Origin of the sequence: Mycobacterium sp. SMC-11 (assembly GCF_046250095.1) — a bacterium.
In the GTDB taxonomy this organism is placed as follows: domain Bacteria; phylum Actinomycetota; class Actinomycetes; order Mycobacteriales; family Mycobacteriaceae; genus Mycobacterium; species Mycobacterium heraklionense_A.
The window spans coordinates 1,910,548-1,927,164 of record NZ_CP176430.1; the positions used below are offsets into that span (position 1 = coordinate 1,910,548).

A 16,617-nucleotide genomic window follows, 5' to 3' on the forward strand; every position below is an offset into this window, starting at 1 on the left:
TGCTGTTACCGGCCCGTTAGCGCTCTGTCTTCCACTTGTTTCGGGCCCTGTTTCCGGTTGGCTTTGGCGTCACGGAGGCCGCGTGCGACGATCGGCGCGTGGTCGAGCCAGGTAGTGCGGCGCAGCCGAAAGCGCAGATAGTGCAGTGGCGACAGGTCCTGGGTGGCCTGACGTCCGGTCGAGACCTGCCTCGGGGGCAGGCGGCCTGGGCGATGGAACAGATCATGGCCGGCTCCGCCACCTCCGCGCAGATTGCGGCGTTCGGGGTGGCGATGCAGATGAAGGGCCCGACCGCCGCCGAGGTCGGTGAGCTGGCCGACGTGATGCTGTCCTTCGGACGCAAGGTGCCCACCGACAAGATCGGTACCGACACCGTCGACGTGGTGGGCACGGGCGGGGACGGCGCCAACACGGTGAACCTGTCCACCATGGCGGCGATCGTGGTGGCCGCCGCCGGCGTGCCGGTGGTCAAGCACGGCAACCGGTCGGCGAGCTCGCTGTCCGGGGGCGCCGACACCCTGGAGGCGCTGGGGGTGCGAATCGACCTGGGGCCCGACGAGGTGGCGCGCAGTGTCGCCGAGGTCGGTATCGGGTTCTGCTTCGCCCCGCAATTCCAGCCGTCGTATCGCAATGCCTCGGTGGCGCGGCGCGAGATCGGCGTCCCGACGGTGTTCAACCTGCTGGGGCCGCTGACCAACCCGGCGCGGCCGCGGGCCGGGCTGATCGGGTGCGCGTTCGGCGAGCTGGCCGAAGTGATGGCCGGTGTATTCGCAGCGCGGCGGTCCAGCGTGCTGGTGGTACACGGGGATGATGGCCTCGACGAACTGACGACCACCACGACCAGCACGATCTGGCGAGTGCAGGCCGGCACCATCGACCGGCTGACGTTCGACCCGGCCGGTTTCGGGTTCGCCCGCGCGGAGGTGGGCGAGCTGCTCGGCGGCGACGCGCAGGCCAACGCCGAGGAGGCCCGTTCGGTTCTCGCCGGAACCAAGGGCGCCGTGCGCGACGCCGTGGTGCTCAACGCGGCCGGCGCGCTGGTGGCCCACGCGGGGCTATCCAGCAGCGCTGAGTGGCTGCCGGCCTGGGAAGACGGGCTGACGCGCGCGGTCGAGGCGATCGACAGCGGCGCGGCCGAACAGTTGTTGGCGCGCTGGGTCCGCTTCGGCGCTCAGCTCTGAGGCCAACCGCGCCGAGCGGGCCAGCGCCGCCCACGACGTCCACGGCCCGGCCGAAGCCAGCGGGGAAGTCCACCCGTCGGGTTCTTCGGCCCCGCCGGGCTCATGCGGCGGTCCCAGCTTCGGCTCTCCTTCGTCGAGCCTCGCTGAACCGCCGGCCCCACCGACGCGCACGATGCGCACCCCGGGAGCTGCCAGCCAGCGGGCGATGAGCATGGTCTCCTCGACCAGAGCGCCGGCCAATGGCGCTGGCTCGGGCAGCACCGTCTCGGCCCCCAGCGTGATCGCATCGACGACGGGCATCGGCGGGACACCGCGTGCAGCGCACCCCGCGGCAGCCAACCGGCCGTGGCGGATTACCGCGAGCTGCCATCCGCCGGCGCCATCTGGCGCTGCGGCCACCAGCTCGGGCAGCGCCACCAGGGCGCGGGCGCGCTGACTGCGCCACAGGGCATCGATGGCTGCCGCGGTGCGATCGCGCAGCCGTGCCGCACTTTCGTAATGCCCGCGATCAGCCAGCGCGTTCACCTGCAGCACCGCGGCGCCCAGGGCGGTGTTGTCGGCACCGTCGAGCAACGCGGCCGCACGCCCGACCGCTTCGGCGTACTCGTCTGCGGTTGTGTTCGGCGTCGCCGGGCAGGGGCTGACTTCGGCCGGTAGGCAGCGGTGCCGACTGGTCCGGCCCAATCGCGTTGTGCAGGTTCGGACTCCGGTGAACCGGGAAAACAGGGCGGCGGCCTCGGCGGCGTCGGCCCGCGAACGGAACGGGCCGATGGCCCGATCGTGGCGCGGGGAGCGCACCACGGTCAGGCGGGGGAAAGCCTCGCCTGTCAGGGTGATCCACCACCACCGCCGAGGAAACTTCGATCGTCGGTTGTAGGGCGGAGCGGCCGCGGCCAGCAGTCGTAGTTCACGCACCCCGGCCTCCAGCGGATGCGCGCATTCGACGTGATCGATCCGGGTGGCCAGCGCCACCATCTCGGCGATGCGGCTGCGGCGTTCGGAGCCGTTGAAGTACTGCGCGACTCGTCGGCGCAGGTTGGTGGAGGTGCCGATGTAGAGCACTTCGTCGGAGGGGCCGCGGAACAGGTAGACGCCGGGCAGCTCCGGCAGCCCGACGGCCAGGCTGCGCTTGCGGCGCTGGGCCGGTGTGGTGTGCGACAGGTAGGCACGCAGGTCGACGAAGGTGTTGACCTGCTGGTTGCCCAGCCGCTCGATCAGCGCGTGCAGGACGTCGACGGTGGCGCGGGCGTCGTCGAGTGCCCGGTGGGTGGGGGTGGTGCTTACCGCGAACAGTCGGGACAACTCGGCAAGCCGGACGCTGGGTGCCTCGTCGCGGCTGAGCACGCGGCGTGCAAGCCGCACCGTGCACAGCACCGGCGGCCGCGGCCAGGCCAGATCGCAGCGCTGCGCGGCGGCGGTCAAGAACCCGACGTCGAACCCGGCGTTGTGGGCGACCAGCACCGACCCGCGGTCGAAGCCGGCGAACTCGAGGAAGGACGGCAGCACGGCCTCGATCGTGGGCGCCTCATAGACCATGGCGGTGGTGATACCGGTCAGCCTGACGATCTGCGGCGGAATGCCGCGCTGCGGGTTGATCAGCGTGGCGAACTCACCCTCGACCACGCCACCACGCACTTTGACCGCGCCGATCTCGGTGATGGCGTCCGCTTCGTCGTCCCCTCTTGGCGAAGCCCGCCCGCCGGTGGTCTCCAGGTCCACCACCACGAAGGTGGTGTCGCGCAGGTCGGCCGGGGCGGCGTCGAAGTCGGCTTCGAGCTGGGCTTCGAAAGGCGGGAAGCTCAGCTGCTCGGTGCCAGAGCCGGTGGTCATGGCCGAACCGTATGCGCCCGCACCGACAACACGACGTACCGACAACAGGACGCACCAGCAACAGGTTGTCGGTGCCCGGAGTTAGCGTGCCGGCAACTGATCGAGAGGAATCGTCATGGGACAGATCTCGGGACACTCGGATGACCGCGGCGCGCGCCGGGCGGATTCGGATCCGATGGTGATCGACTGCGATGACTGCGCGGTGCGCGGACCGGCATGCCGGGACTGTGTGGTCAGCGTGTTGCTGGGTGTACCCAACGAGCTGCTCGAAGACGAGCGAGCGGCGCTCGATGTGCTTGCCGAGGCCGGGATGGCGCCGCGATTGCGGTTAGTCCCGATCCGCGGCGAGCGCGGACCGTCGCGCCGCTCCGGTGTGGCCTGACCAGGGACGAACCCCGGATAAGTGGCCTTAGAACTTTCACAATCCTGACTGTTACAGTCGGCAATTCGTGATGGACAACGACGTTGCCATTCCGTAACCTATTCGAGACCTTACGTTTCGGCGGCGGTACACCCCCTGTGCCTCCCTGGGCAGTGTTAAGGATGCAATCTTGGAGCTCGAACGTATGCAGTGGCGTCTGCGTGCTTTGAGGCGCCCTGCCTTCGGCGCCGCAGCCGGTTTGGTAGTTGGTGTCACGACTCTGAGCAGCGTGTTGGTCGGAAACGTCCACGCAGACCCCGCCGACGATGCCCTGGCGAAGCTCAGCGAACTGTCCCGGCAGGCCGAGCAGACCACCGAGGCCATGCACACCGCGCAGCTCAATCTCGATGAGAAGCTCGCCGCGCAGCAGGCCGCGGACAATGCGCACGCCGCCGACCAAGCCGCCCTGGATTCAGCCCGCGAGCAGCTGACCACCTACCGAGCGGCCGTCAACCGCTTTGCCGCTACCACCTACATGGGTGGCCGGGTCGGCGGCGCGGACGCCATCCTGACCGCCGAGTCCCCGCAACAACTGATCGACAAGCTCGGTGTGCAGCGGGTGGTTGCCGGCGACCTGTCGGTGCAGCTGGACCGTTTCCGTGCCGCCAGCGAGCAGGCCGATCAGGCTGAGCAGGCCTCCGCCAAATCGGCTGACGACGCCCGGACGGCGGCCGAGCAGGCCGCCGCGGTCCGTGCCGAGCTGCAAGCCCGCCAAAGCCGTCTGCAGCTGCAGATCTCGGTGGTGAAGTCGCAGTACTACGCACTGACGCCCGAGCAGCGCACGGCGATGGCCGGCCCCGGCGCCGGGCCCGAAGCCGTTCCGGGCGAGCCCGGCCCCGAGGGCGTGCCGCCGGCACCCGGATTCCCCGGATTCCCGATGCCCGGGTCCGACGCGCCGCCCCCGATGGATGTGGCTATGGGAGCCTCCGGTGGCGGAGCCGCCGCGACCGCCGTGCAGGCGGCGTTGACCCAGGTCGGCACGCCGTATGTCTGGGGCGGGGCCGCACCGGGCGGATTCGACTGCTCGGGACTGGTGATGTGGGCGTTCCACCAGGCCGGCATCAACCTGCCGCACTCCAGCCAGGCGCAGGCCAACGGCGGGCAGGCGGTGTCGCTGTCCGACCTGCAGCCCGGTGACGTGCTGACCTTCTACTCGGACGCGTCGCACTCGGGGATCTACGTCGGCGACGGCATGATGATCCACTCGTCCACCTACGGTCAGCCGGTCCGGGTGGTCCCGATGAACTCTTCCGGCCCGATCCACAACGCGCGCCGTTACTGAGCGCCGGAAAGTCCGCCGCCTGCTCGCGGCGCTGCTGATTGTCGAGCTCATCAGCGGTGTCGCGTTGCTGGCCACGGCCGCTCGCCGGTCGGCGGCGGTGGCGCTGATCGTCGGCGATGACCGCAGCGTCGTTCTGGAGAACCTCGGCGGGCAGCCCGGCGAAGAATTGCTGTCGCGGGTGGCCGCAAACATCGGCAGCGCCGTCGACGCCGTCGAAGCGTTCTGGGGGAGCGACTGGTCGCACCACATCCAAGTGACGGCCACCGGGTCGGATCGGCAGTTCGTCGAGCTGGCCGGCGGCAGCGTTAGTGACAGCGCTGATGTTGCGCAGTGGTCGGATGTCGCCGCCGTCGCGGTCGCCGACCGGGTGGATCCGGAGCGTCGGACAGCAGTCGGTCAGCGGATCGTCTTCGCGCCCGGGGCCGCCGCGATGAGCACACCGGCACTGCGAATCGTGTTGACCCATGAGCTGTTTCACTACGCGGCCCGCACCGACACTGCGTTTGATGCGCCGCGCTGGCTCACCGAGGGGGTGGCCGATTTCGTCGCACGACCCACCGGGGATCAGACGGTCGGGCCGGCCGGACCGGTGCTGGCGTTGCCCTCGGATGCCGACCTGGATGCTCCCGGACCGCGCCGAACACAGGCCTACGACCGGGCGTGGGAGTTCGCTCGATTCGTGGCCGAGCGCTTCGGAACCGCCAAGTTGCGTGAGCTCTATCTGACCGCCTGCGGCCCTGGACATGTGCCGCCGGCGGTGGCGGTGCCGTTGGTGCTCGGGGTGGATCTGCCCGAGCTGCTCGCCGGATGGCAGCAGTGGCGGGGGTGACGGCCCACCCCGGGCCGCGGGCGGCCCGCCTCGTCAGCCCGCTGTGCCTGATTGCGCGCTTCCTCAGTGGGCCGCGGGCGGCCTGCCTCGTCAGCCCGCTAGCATCCCTGCAGTGAGCCGGGTCCTGCTGGTAACCAACGATTTTCCGCCGCGCCCCGGCGGCATCCAGTCCTACCTGGAGGAGTTGGTGCGCCGCATCACCGCTAGCGGGCGCCATGAGGTGACGGTGTACGCGCCGCAGTGGAAGGGCGCCGAGGCCTTCGACGACGCCGCGAAATCCGCCGGCTATCAAGTGGTGCGCCATCCCGGCACGCTGATGTTGCCCGGCCCGGCGGTCGACTCCCGGATGCGTCGGCTCATCGCCGACGTGGGCGCCCAGACCGTCTGGTTCGGTGCGGCCGCGCCGCTGGCGCTGCTGGCCAACCGGGCGCGCTCCGCCGGCGCCACTCGGGTGGTGGCCAGCACGCACGGTCACGAGGTGGGCTGGTCGATGCTGCCGGGGGCCCGTTCGGTGCTGCGCCGCATCGGCGACTCCTGCGACACCGTCACCTTCGTCAGCCACTACACCCGCGGCCGGTTCGCCTCGGCGTTCGGCCCAAACGCCGCGTTGGAGCACCTGCCGCCGGGCGTGGACACCGACCGGTTCCGTCCCGATCCCGCGGTCCGCGCCGAATTGCGGGCCCGGCACGGGCTGGGGGAACGTCCCACCGTCGTCTGCGTATCGCGACTGGTGCCCCGCAAGGGCCAAGACATGTTGATCAGGGCGCTGCCGGCGATCCAGAAACACGTGGCCGGGGCCGCACTGGTGATCGTCGGCGGCGGCCCCTACGCCGAGACGCTGCACAAGCTGGCCGATGAGCGTCGCGTTGCCGATGCGGTGACCTTCACCGGCGGTGTGCCGGCCGCCGAGTTGCCGGCCTACTACGCGCTCGGTGACGTGTTCGCGATGCCGTGCCGCACCCGCGGCGCCGGGCTCGACGTGGAAGGCCTGGGCATCGTGTTCCTGGAGGCGTCGGCGGCCGGGGTACCGGTGGTCGCCGGTAACTCAGGTGGTGCCCCCGAAACCGTGCTGCACAATCGGACCGGGCTGGTGGTCGACGGCCGCTCTGTGGAACAGATCGGTGATGCCATCGCCGGACTGCTCGCCGACCCCGATCGGGCCGCCGCGATGGCTGCCGCCGGACGCGAATGGGCGACGGGGCACTGGCGCTGGGACACGCTGGCCGGACGAATGGCCGACCTGCTGCAGGCCTGACCTCCCGCGAGTGTGCGTTTTGAGGGGCGCAACCGCCGTTCGGCCCGATGATTCCGCACACTCGGCGCGGAGAGCTCAGCCCTTCGCGTAGATCGCTTCGATCGCGTCGGCGAACTTCTCGGCGACCACGTTGCGCTTGACCTTCATCGTGGGGGTCAGCTCGCCGGTGGCCTCGGTGAAGTCGACCGGCAGGATCTGGAACTTGCGGATCGACTCGGCGTGCGAGACAGCCAGATTGGCCTGCTTGACGGCCGCGTCCACCTCGGCGATCAGATCCGGGTCGGTGGCCAGATCCGCCGGGGTTGCGTTGCTGGCCTTGCCGTTGCGCTGCTTCCAGCCCTCGATGGCCTCGGGGTCGATGGTGATCAGTGCGCCGATGAACGGCTTGGCGTCGCCGACGACCATCGCCTGGCTGATCAGCGGGTGCGACCGCAGCTGGTCCTCGAGCACCGCGGGGGCGACGTTCTTGCCGCCCGCGGTGACGATGATCTCCTTCTTGCGGCCGGTGATCTTCAGGTAGCCCTCGTCGTCAATGGCGGCCAGGTCGCCGGTGCGGAACCAGCCGTCGGTGAACGCGTCGGCGGTGGCCTGCTCGTTCTGCCAGTAACCGCTGAAGACCACGCCGCCGCGCACCAGCAGCTCGCCGTCCTCGGCGATGCGCATGCTGTTGCCGGGCACCAGCTTTCCGACGGTCCCGACCTTCATGCCGGCGACCGGGTTGACGGTGATGGCGGCGGTGGTCTCGGTCAGGCCGTAGCCCTCGTAGATGGACAGCCCGACGCCGCGGTAGAAGTGGCCCAGCCGCTCGCCCAGCGGCGCTCCACCGGAGACCGAGGCGCGGCAGTTGCCGCCCAGCGCGGTACGTAGCTTGTGGTACACCAGCTTGTCGAACAGGGCGTGCTTGGCGCGCAGCAACAGGCCGGGTCCGCCGCGGTCGGTGGCCTCGCTCCAGTCCACCGCGGTCTGCGCCGCCATCTCGAAGATGCGGCCCTTGCCGTCGTTGGCGGCGTTTTGGGCGGCGGTGTTGTACACCTTCTCGAACACCCGCGGCACCGAGACCACCACGGTCGGCTTGAACACCGAGAACATCGGCACCAGGTTCTTGATGTCGCTGGTGAATCCGACCGTGACCTTGTTGGCGAAGCCGGCGATGCTCAGGGCGCGAGCCAATACGTGGGCCAGCGGCAGGAAGACCAGCAGACGCTGGCCGGACGTCATCAGGGTCGGCAGCGCGGCCTGGGTGCCGCGCACCTCGTGGATGAGGTTGGAGTGGGTGAGCTCGCAGCCCTTGGGGCGGCCGGTGGTGCCCGAGGTATAGATCAGCGTCGCCGGGTCGGTGGCCCGCAGCGCGTCGAGGCGCGCAGTGACCTGCGCCGGGTCCTGGCCGGCGGCGGCCGCGGCAAGCTCGTCGAGTGCCGGGGTGTCCGAGCCGTCGATGGTAAACACCCGCCGCAGCGACGGCAGGTCGCCGGCGAGTTCGTTGACAATCTGGGCGTGGGCGTCGGTTTCGGCGAACGCCACCACCGCGCTGGAGTCCTGCATGACCCAGCGGACCTGCTCGGCCGACGACGTCTCGTAGATCGGAACGGTCACCGCGCCGATGGACAGGATCGCGTAGTCCAGGATGGCCCACTCGTAGCGGGTGGCCGAGAAGATGACCACCCGGTCGCCGGCCGCCACACCCTGGCTGATCAGGCCCAGTGCGGCCGAACGGATCTGCGCGGCGGCTTCTGCACAGGTGACGTCGGTCCAGGCGCCGTCGACCAACCGCTGGTAGATGACGAAGTCGGGGCTGTTGCGCTCGTGCTCGAATACGACCGCGGCGACGTTGTCGTGCTCCTCGACGGTGAACGGCGCGGGAACACTGAACTCACGCATTGCGATGACCTCTCTTGCCAACCGGGGTGTCGATCCGCTCCAGCCTAGTCGGCGCCTGATGAGGACCGTGACGGTGTTCACGTTGCGGCACGCCCACCGGGAAAGATGATCACCGGCGGTGCCGCGTCCCGGCGCAGAGATAGCGGGGAAAGGTTGCGCAAGCGTGTTCGATACGCTTGCGGGCCATGAACAGTATCCAGGTCGCCGACGAGACGTTCGTCGCCGCTTCCGGCGAGCAGGTCGGGGCGGCTGTCGCCGATCGTTCGAGTTGGCAGCGATGGTGGCCGGACCTGCAGCTGCAGGTCGTCGAGGATCGTGCCGACAAGGGCATGCGGTGGACGGTGAGCGGGCCGCTGACCGGCACCATGGAGATCTGGCTGGAGCCGATGCTCGATGGTGTGCTGCTGCACTACTTCCTGCACGCCGAACCCGCCGGTGTGACCGGCCGGCAGCTGGCCCGGCTGAACTTGCCGAAGCTCAATCACCGTCGCCGGGTGGCCGGTAAGCGGATGGCCTTCGAGATCAAGGACCGCCTTGAGCGTTCCCGGCCGGTGGGGGTCTCTCCGATCGCCGTCAGTTGACCCGGCCTGGCTTGGGACGGCGAGGTAGCGTCTCTGCCGAGGGCCGTGTGGCGGGCGCGAGCGAGTTAGGGAAGTAAGTACGTGGCGGATAAGACAGCTCAGACGATCTACATCGCGGCGGATCCGGACACGGTGATGAAGGTGATCGCCGACATCGGCGCTTATCCCGACTGGGTCTCGGAGTACACCGAGGCCGAAGTGCTCGAAACCGATGCCGACGGCTATCCGAAGGTGGCGCGGTTGGTGCTCGACGCGGCTGTGCTCAAGGACACCATGGTGCTGGACTATGACTGGTCGGCAGATCGTCGCTCGGTGCGCTGGTCGCTGGCATCCAGTTCACTGCTGAAGGCTCTCAACGGCGAATATCGCTTGACGCCCAAGGGATCTGGAACCGAGGTCCGCTACGAGTTGTCGGTGGATCTGATGATTCCGATGATCGGCCTGCTCAAGCGCAAGGCGGAGCGGCGGCTGACCGACACCGCGTTGAAGGACCTGAAGAAGCGAGCAGAGGCTGAGTGAGGCCGCCTGAGGCAGGAACGCCGACAACACTTCCAGTGCCTGCGATCAGTCTGTTCGTCGGCAAGGGTGGCGTAGGCAAGTCCACGTGTGCGGCGGCGACCGCGGTCTCGCTGGCGTGCGCTGGCGACCGGGTGCTGCTGATCTCCACCGACCAGGCCCATTCGGTTGGGGACGTGCTCGGACTGCCGGTGCCTCCCAGTGACGGCCGGGCCCCCATCACGGTGGACGTCGACGGTGCCGGAGTGGGCGGCGGCTGCCTGGACGTGCTGGCGTTGGACACCCTGGCCCTGCTGGAGCGGCACTGGGTGGGCGTGGTCGACGTCCTAGCCGCGCGGTTCCCCGAGTCCGACCTGGGAAGCGTTGCACCCGAAGAACTTTCGGCGCTTCCAGGCGTTCAGGAGGTGCTGGGCCTGCACGAGGTCGGCGAACTCGCAGACAGCGGGCAATGGGACCGTGTCGTCGTCGACTGTGCGTCCACCGCCGATGCGATGCGGATGCTGACACTGCCTGCGACGGTGGCGCTCTACGCCGAGCGGTCCTGGCCGCGGCACCGTCGGCTCAGCGGAACCGAGGAGCCCCGATCGACCGCACTGGTCGAGCTGATCGAGCGGATCAGCGGCGCCGCCGAGCGGCTTGCCGAGCGGCTGACCGATGAGACGACGGTCGCCGCGCACCTGGTGCTGACCGCCGAGCGCGTCGTGGCCGCCGAAGCCGTCCGGACCCTGGGCTCGCTGTCGCTGACCGGCGTCCGGGTGGCGGAGCTGATCGTCAATCAGATTTTGTTGCAGGATGATTCGTACGTATACACCAACCTGCCGGCGCACCCGGCGTTCGACTGGTATGCCGAACGGATCAGGGAACAGAGCAGTGTCCTCGACGAGGTCGACCGCGCCATCGGTGATGTGGCGATGGTGCTGGTCCCGCACCTGGCGGGAGAGCCTATCGGCCCCAAAGCCCTAGGCGATCTGCTGGCGAACAGTCGCCGCCGCGACGGATCGGCGCCACCCGGTCCGGTGCGGCCGGTGGTCGACCGGGAGTCCGGTTCCGGTCTGGGGGCGGTGTATCGGCTGCGGTTAGAGTTACCCCAGGTTGATTCCGGTGCGCTGAGCCTGGGGCGATCCGGAGATGATCTGATCATCGGTGCAGGTGGCACCCGACGCCGCGTTCGGTTGGCGTCGGTACTGCGGCGGTGCACGGTCGTGGACGCAACGCTGCGTGGCAGCGAACTGACGGTGCGTTTCCGGCCGGATCCGGGCGTGTGGCCGGTGACTGGCGATGAGGAGGTGCGACGTTGAACGCTGGCGCGCACCCCGATCTGGGTGAGCTCGGTCCCGAGCTGCGCAAGCTCGCCCAGGCGATCCTGGATCGACTTGACCCGGCGGTGCGCGCCGCGGCGCTGTTGGCGGCCTCGTCGGGCGACGGCCCGGGCAAATGCCAACAGGTGTGGTGCCCGGTCTGCGCGCTGGCGGCGCTGGTGACCGGGGAAGAACATCCGCTGCTCACCATCGTCGCCGAGCACAGCGTCGCGCTATATGAGGTGATCCGCGCAGTGGTCGGAGAGGCCGAGCCGAGCGGTGGGGCGCCGCCTCCGACCGATCCCGGCTCGCCCGGCGGAGGCGGTGGCGGCGACCAGTCGCCGGCCCGGCCCAGCTATGAGCCGATTCCGGTCACCATTGAAACGGAAACCTGAAAAGCCGAAAGCTGAGGAATTGCACGGAATTCGCGATGTGACGAATCACCGTGTGGCCCTAGCCACGCGCGGTCGGTAAAGTTGGCGCGAACACGGCCGCCTAGTCGGGGCAGGAGGGAGGGGCCATGTGGTACTGGCTGGTCAAGTACGTATTCTTCGGGCCTCTGCTGGCCCTGATCGGGCGGCCGAAAGTCGAGGGACTGGAGAACATCCCTGACGACGGTGCGGCCATCCTGGCCAGCAATCACCTCGCCGTCATGGACAGCTTCTACCTGCCGCTGGTCGTGCGCCGCCGGATCACCTTCCTGGCCAAGTCGGAGTACTTCACCGGCACCGGCATCAAGGGCTGGCTCACCCGCTCGTTCTACACCGCAGTCGGTCAGGTTCCCATCGACCGCAACGACTCTGACGCCGCACAGGCCGCGCTGACCACCGCTCAGCGGATCCTGGGGCAGGGCAAGCTGCTCGGTATCTACCCCGAGGGCACCCGCTCACCCGATGGCCGGTTGTACAAGGGCAAGACCGGACTGGCGCGGCTCGCGCTGCACACCGGCGTCCCGGTGATCCCGGTCGTCATGGTCGGCACCAACGTCGTCAACCCGCCCGGCACCAAGATGCTGCGCTTCGGCCGGGTCACCGTCCGCTTCGGCGAGCCGATGGATTTCTCCCGCTTCGACGGGATGGCCGACAACCGTTTCATCGAACGTGCCGTCACCGACGAGGTGATCTACGAATTGATGCGGCTGTCCGGGCAGGAATACGTCGACATCTACGCGGCCAGCGTCAAAAACGGTGTCCCGCAACAGGACGGGGCCACGGGTCAGCCGGTCGCCCGGTTTCCGGAGACCGCGGCGGGCTGATCCGGACTCGTCCGGGAGGCGGGCCGCAGCGTGGCGCCAGCCGCGATGATCACCGCCAGCGCCCACCACACGTAGGACGTCCCGGCCAGCTGGCGCCACCATGCCGCGCCGGCCTCGTGATGTTCAGGCAGCAACTCGATCGGGCTGCGCATCATCAGCGCCACCCCGGCCACGCTGAGCACGCCGAGCACGGCCGCACGATGCCGGTAGGCCACCACCGTCGTGACCACCACGGCGGGCAGCATCCACACCCAGTGGTGTGACCACGACACCGGCGACACCACCAACCCGAACAGTGCCACGCAGACCAGCGCCAAGATCGGCTCACCGGCAGCGAGCACCCGGCGGGCCGCCCACCACATCGCCGCGAGCACCAACAGGCACCCCGCCAGCCACAGCACCGAGCGCACCTGGTCGTCCAGCGGCAGCCGGGCGAGGGCGCCGGCCAGGTTCTGGTTGGTGTTCAGGCTCGCCCCGCCGATGCGGTCGGTATCGCTGACGGTGTGCGTCCAGTACTGCCAGGAGTCGCTCCAGGCCATCACGAAGCCCACCAGGGTTGCCGCCAGGAACGACGCCACGGTGGTGATCGCGGCGCGCCGGTCGCGACGTAACAGGAAGTAGAGCAGGAAGACCGCCGGGGTCAGCTTGAGTGCCACCGCGACGCCCAGCAGCGCGCCGCGCGGCCAGTAGGTGCGCCGCGGCACACAGTCGGCGATCACCAGCGTCATCAGCACCGCATTGACCTGGCCGAAGTCGAAGTTGGCCCAGATCGGTTCGGCATCGAGCCAGATGGACGCCGCCACGATCGCCACCGCCACTACGCCGCGGTGCCACCAGGCCGGCCCGCAGTCGGGTCGCCGATCGAATCGGACCCCCAGACCGGTGAGCACGATCGTGATCGACACCACCAGCAGCAGCGTCGAGAGGACGGTCAGCGCGGCGGTCGCGGTGCCCAGCGACACCCACGTGAGGGGAGCGAACATCACCGCGGCGATCGGGGGATAGGTGAATGGCAGAACCGTCCCGTCGATCTGGGTTTGGAACCAGTCCTCGCCGTAGAGCGGCCGGCCCTCACGCCAGGCCTGGGCCGCCATCCGGTAGACGTCGACGTCGATGTGATACGGCGTGCTGCCCAACGCCCGCCATGTCGTGTAGCCCAAGGCTGCAATCGCCAGCAACGTGAAGATCCACCAAACGGCCCTACCGCTGATGCCCCCGTGCCGACGGCCCGGGTCGGGCGGCCGCGATGTAGTCATGTCGCAGCACAGCCTATCGGGTAGCGACGTTAAACCGAGCCATACCTGTGGCGATCCCGGCGTGGTGTGCCGCGAGGGCGTACGTTGCATTAGGTGCTGGAATGGTTCCGCGACGACATCGTCGGCCGTGGCAGACTGCCGTTGCTGGGCTGTCTGCTGGCCTTCCTGGTGACGTTTCTGGTGACCCGCTCCGTGGTTCGCTACATCCGCAGCCAGGCCGCAAACCCCGGTCCGCCGCGGTGGTGGCAGCCCCGCAATCTGCACTTCGGCTCCAAGCACATTCACCACGTGGTCTTCGGGGTCGTGTTGGTGATGGTCGCCGGAGTAACGCTGGTGGCCGCCGGGCCGAACGCGCACGAGCCGGCGTTCAGCCTGGCTGCGATAGCGTTCGGGATCGGGGCGGCGCTGGTGCTCGACGAGTACGCGCTGATCCTGCACCTGTCCGACGTGTACTGGGAGGAGGACGGCCGTGCCTCGGTGGACGCCGTCTTCGCCGCCGCCGCGGTCACCGGACTTTTGGTGCTGGGATTTCATCCTCTGACATTTGTGCTGTCGACCTGGCACGACACCTCCTCACCGTTGATCCATGCGGGGGTGATCGCCAGCCTGGTGATGGCGTTGCCGTTGGGCGTGATGGTGTTGTTGAAAGGCAAGGTGTGGACCGGATTGATCGGGATGTTCTTCTTTCCGCTGCTGGTGGTGGGTGCGGTGCGGCTGTCCCGGCCGCACGCACCGTGGGCGCGGTGGCGCTACCTGCCTGATCGGGCGCGCATGCATCGGGCGCTGGAGCGGGAGCGCCGGCTGCGCCGGCCGGTGATTGCGGCCAAGCTCTGGTTGCAGGATGCGGTGGCGGGCCGGCCGCAGGTGCCCGATGAGCGCGCCGTCGACGCCGAGCTCGATCGTGAGGTGCGGGCAGCGTCGGCGCCGACGGTGCAGTTCATGGCTCCCCGACTGCAGGTCCCCATCGGCAGACCGCCCGTCAGGCCTCCGGCCGGGCCGGCGCCCGCCGCGGGTGCGCCCGGCCGCTCCGGGCCCAACCGGGCGGTTTCGGAGGCCTCGGCGCCGACCCGGCCGGTCGCGATTCCTCGGATACACCGGCCGGGCAGGCCGTGGCAATGAGGTACTTCTACGACACCGAATTCATCGAGGACGGCCGCACCATCGAGCTGATCTCGATCGGCGTGGTCGCCGAGGACGGGCGCGAATACTATGCGGTCTCCACCGAGTTCGACCCGGACCGGGCCGGGTCGTGGGTGCGCACCCATGTCCTGCCGAAGCTGCCGTCGCCGGCTTCGCAGACGTGGCGCTCGCGCAGCCGGATCCGCGCGGATCTGGAGGAGTTCTTCGGCGTCGAGCGCGGTGAGCCGATCGAGTTGTGGGCCTGGGTGGGCGCCTACGACCACGTGGTGCTCTGCCAGTTGTGGGGCACCATGCCCGATCTGCCGGCGCCGATCCCGCGCTTCACCCACGAGCTTCGGCAGTTGTGGGAAGACCGGGACCGGCCGCGCCTGCCGCCGCGGTCGGCGGGCAGTCACGATGCGCTGGTGGACGCCCGCGACCAGCTGCGCCGTTTCCAGGTGATCACCCAGACCGAACTGGCCTGATCAGCGCACGTCGGCGCCCGGCTACCATGGTCGGGTGAACTGGACCGTTGACGTACCCATCGACCAGCTGCCGGCGCTGCCGCCGCTGCCCGCGGACCTGCGCGAGCGCCTCGACGCCGCGCTGGCCCGGCCGGCCGTCCAGCAGCCGAGCTGGCCCGCTGACCAGGCCAAGGCCATGCGCACAGTGTTGGAGAGCGTCCCGCCGATCACGGTGGCGTCCGAGATCGAGCGTCTGAAGGTGCAGCTGGCCCAGGTCGCCCGCGGCGAGGCTTTCCTGCTGCAGGGCGGCGACTGCGCCGAGACCTTCACCGACAACACCGAGCCGCACATCAAGGGCAACATCCGCACTCTGCTGCAGATGGCCGTGGTGCTGACCTACGGGGCCAGCATGCCCGTGGTCAAGATGGCCCGCATCGCCGGTCAGTACGCCAAGCCGCGCTCGGCCGACATCGACTCGCTGGGGCTGAAGTCCTACCGCGGCGACATGGTCAACGGCCTGGCCCCGGATGCCGAATCGCGCGAACACGACCCGTCGCGTTTGGTGCGGGCCTACGCCAACGCCAGTGCGGCGATGAACCTGGTCCGAGCGCTGACGTCGTCGGGCCTGGCATCGCTGGAGCTGGTGCACGACTGGAACCGGGAATTCGTCCGTACCTCACCGGCGGGTGCCCGCTACGAGGCGCTGGCCGGTGAGATCGACCGCGGCCTGAAGTTCATGAGCGCATGCGGGGTCGCCGACCGGGAGCTCCAGACCGCCGAGATCTACGCCAGCCACGAGGCGCTGGTGCTCGACTACGAGCGGGCCATGCTGCGGATGGGCCCGGGCGATACAGCCGACGGCCAGCCCAAGCTCTACGACCTGTCGGCGCACTACGTGTGGATCGGGGAGCGGACCCGCCAGCTCGATCACGCGCACATCGCGCTCGCCGAGGTGATCGCCAACCCGATCGGGGTCAAGCTCGGTCCCACCACCACGCCCGACCAGGCGGTCGAGTACGTGGAACGTCTTGACCCGCACAATGTTCCGGGGCGTCTGACGCTGATCAGCCGGATGGGTAACAGCAAGGTTCGTGACCTGCTGCCGGGCATCATCGAGAAGGTGCAGGCCACCGGCCACCAGGTGATCTGGCAGTGCGACCCGATGCACGGCAACACCCACGAGGCCTCCACCGGTCACAAGACCCGGCACTTCGATCGGATCGTCGACGAGGTCCAGGGCTTCTTCGAGGTGCATCACGCGCTGGGCACCCACCCCGGCGGCATCCACCTGGAGTTCACCGGGGAAGACGTCACCGAGTGTCTCGGTGGCGCCCAGGACATTTCGGATGCGGACCTGGGTGGCCGCTACGAGACGGCGTGCGACCCGCGGCTCAACACCCAGCAGTCGCTGGAGCTGTCCTTCCTGGTTGCGGAGATGCTGCGCGGCTAGCT

14 protein-coding genes and 2 pseudogenes are annotated in these 16,617 nt (G+C 69.1%); 13 read left to right on the top strand and 3 right to left on the bottom strand.

Annotated elements, in window-relative coordinates:
* The first annotated feature begins 98 nt into the window (after positions 1-98).
* The gene (gene trpD, locus ACKY0X_RS08925; RefSeq protein ID WP_409429141.1) at positions 99-1,181 is read left to right on the top strand and encodes an anthranilate phosphoribosyltransferase; all 1,083 of its coding nucleotides are present in this window, start codon (positions 99-101) and stop codon (positions 1,179-1,181) included.
* Here the strand turns inward: trpD and ACKY0X_RS08930 are convergent.
* Positions 1,119-3,011 (bottom strand): annotated as a pseudogene (locus ACKY0X_RS08930) (DEDD exonuclease domain-containing protein); the annotation flags it as partial. The gene trpD and the pseudogene ACKY0X_RS08930 overlap by 63 nt on opposite strands.
* A 115-nt stretch (positions 3,012-3,126) precedes the next feature.
* Here ACKY0X_RS08930 and ACKY0X_RS08935 point away from each other — a divergent pair.
* The 4 genes from ACKY0X_RS08935 to ACKY0X_RS08950 all read left to right on the top strand — a co-directional run bounded on the left by ACKY0X_RS08935 (position 3,127) and on the right by ACKY0X_RS08950 (position 6,798).
* The gene (locus ACKY0X_RS08935) at positions 3,127-3,393 is read left to right on the top strand and encodes a hypothetical protein (protein ID WP_409429142.1); all 267 of its coding nucleotides are present in this window, start codon (positions 3,127-3,129) and stop codon (positions 3,391-3,393) included.
* Positions 3,394-3,577: 184 nt separating this feature from the next.
* Entirely contained in the window at positions 3,578-4,714 is a 1,137-nt protein-coding gene (gene ripC, locus ACKY0X_RS08940) for a peptidoglycan hydrolase RipC (RefSeq protein ID WP_409429561.1), read from the top strand.
* 64 nt (positions 4,715-4,778) lie between these two features.
* Entirely contained in the window at positions 4,779-5,543 is a 765-nt protein-coding gene (locus ACKY0X_RS08945) for a hypothetical protein (RefSeq protein ID WP_409429143.1), read from the top strand.
* 112 nt (positions 5,544-5,655) lie between these two features.
* The gene (locus tag ACKY0X_RS08950) at positions 5,656-6,798 is read left to right on the top strand and encodes a glycosyltransferase family 4 protein (RefSeq protein ID WP_409429144.1); all 1,143 of its coding nucleotides are present in this window, start codon (positions 5,656-5,658) and stop codon (positions 6,796-6,798) included.
* 75 nt (positions 6,799-6,873) lie between these two features.
* On the opposite strand, the gene ACKY0X_RS08955 is transcribed toward ACKY0X_RS08950, so the two are convergent.
* Entirely contained in the window at positions 6,874-8,676 is a 1,803-nt protein-coding gene (locus ACKY0X_RS08955; RefSeq protein WP_409429145.1) for an AMP-dependent synthetase/ligase, read from the bottom strand.
* A gap of 185 nt (positions 8,677-8,861) precedes the next feature.
* On the opposite strand from ACKY0X_RS08955, the gene ACKY0X_RS08960 reads away from it, so the two are divergent.
* The 5 genes from ACKY0X_RS08960 to ACKY0X_RS08980 all read left to right on the top strand — a co-directional run bounded on the left by ACKY0X_RS08960 (position 8,862) and on the right by ACKY0X_RS08980 (position 12,326).
* Positions 8,862-9,257: a polyketide cyclase / dehydrase and lipid transport gene (locus ACKY0X_RS08960; protein WP_065039651.1), complete on the top strand. Its 396-nt coding sequence runs from the start codon at positions 8,862-8,864 to the stop codon at positions 9,255-9,257.
* Between the two features lie 81 nt (positions 9,258-9,338).
* Positions 9,339-9,776: an SRPBCC family protein gene (locus ACKY0X_RS08965; RefSeq protein ID WP_409429146.1), complete on the top strand. Its 438-nt coding sequence runs from the start codon at positions 9,339-9,341 to the stop codon at positions 9,774-9,776.
* A gap of 35 nt (positions 9,777-9,811) precedes the next feature.
* Positions 9,812-11,071, top strand: coding sequence for an ArsA family ATPase (locus ACKY0X_RS08970; protein ID WP_409429147.1), 1,260 nt, complete (start codon positions 9,812-9,814; stop codon positions 11,069-11,071).
* Positions 11,068-11,466: a hypothetical protein gene (locus ACKY0X_RS08975; RefSeq protein WP_409429148.1), complete on the top strand. Its 399-nt coding sequence runs from the start codon at positions 11,068-11,070 to the stop codon at positions 11,464-11,466. The genes ACKY0X_RS08970 and ACKY0X_RS08975 overlap by 4 nt, the downstream gene beginning before the upstream one ends.
* A 125-nt stretch (positions 11,467-11,591) precedes the next feature.
* Positions 11,592-12,326: a 1-acyl-sn-glycerol-3-phosphate acyltransferase gene (locus ACKY0X_RS08980; protein WP_046283771.1), complete on the top strand. Its 735-nt coding sequence runs from the start codon at positions 11,592-11,594 to the stop codon at positions 12,324-12,326.
* Here the strand turns inward: ACKY0X_RS08980 and ACKY0X_RS08985 are convergent.
* A complete protein-coding gene (locus ACKY0X_RS08985; RefSeq protein ID WP_409429149.1) occupies positions 12,287-13,582 on the bottom strand; it encodes a glycosyltransferase 87 family protein in 1,296 nt (431 codons plus the stop codon). The genes ACKY0X_RS08980 and ACKY0X_RS08985 overlap by 40 nt on opposite strands.
* A gap of 93 nt (positions 13,583-13,675) precedes the next feature.
* Between ACKY0X_RS08985 and ACKY0X_RS08990 the strand changes: the two are divergent.
* From ACKY0X_RS08990 to ACKY0X_RS09000, 3 genes and pseudogenes are all read left to right on the top strand, one after another.
* Positions 13,676-14,509 (top strand): annotated as a pseudogene (locus ACKY0X_RS08990) (hypothetical protein); the annotation flags it as partial.
* 188 nt (positions 14,510-14,697) lie between these two features.
* The gene (locus tag ACKY0X_RS08995) at positions 14,698-15,186 is read left to right on the top strand and encodes a polyadenylate-specific 3'-exoribonuclease AS (RefSeq protein ID WP_409429150.1); all 489 of its coding nucleotides are present in this window, start codon (positions 14,698-14,700) and stop codon (positions 15,184-15,186) included.
* Between the two features lie 34 nt (positions 15,187-15,220).
* Entirely contained in the window at positions 15,221-16,615 is a 1,395-nt protein-coding gene (locus ACKY0X_RS09000; RefSeq protein WP_409429151.1) for a class II 3-deoxy-7-phosphoheptulonate synthase, read from the top strand.
* Positions 16,616-16,617: the final 2 nt, after the last annotated feature.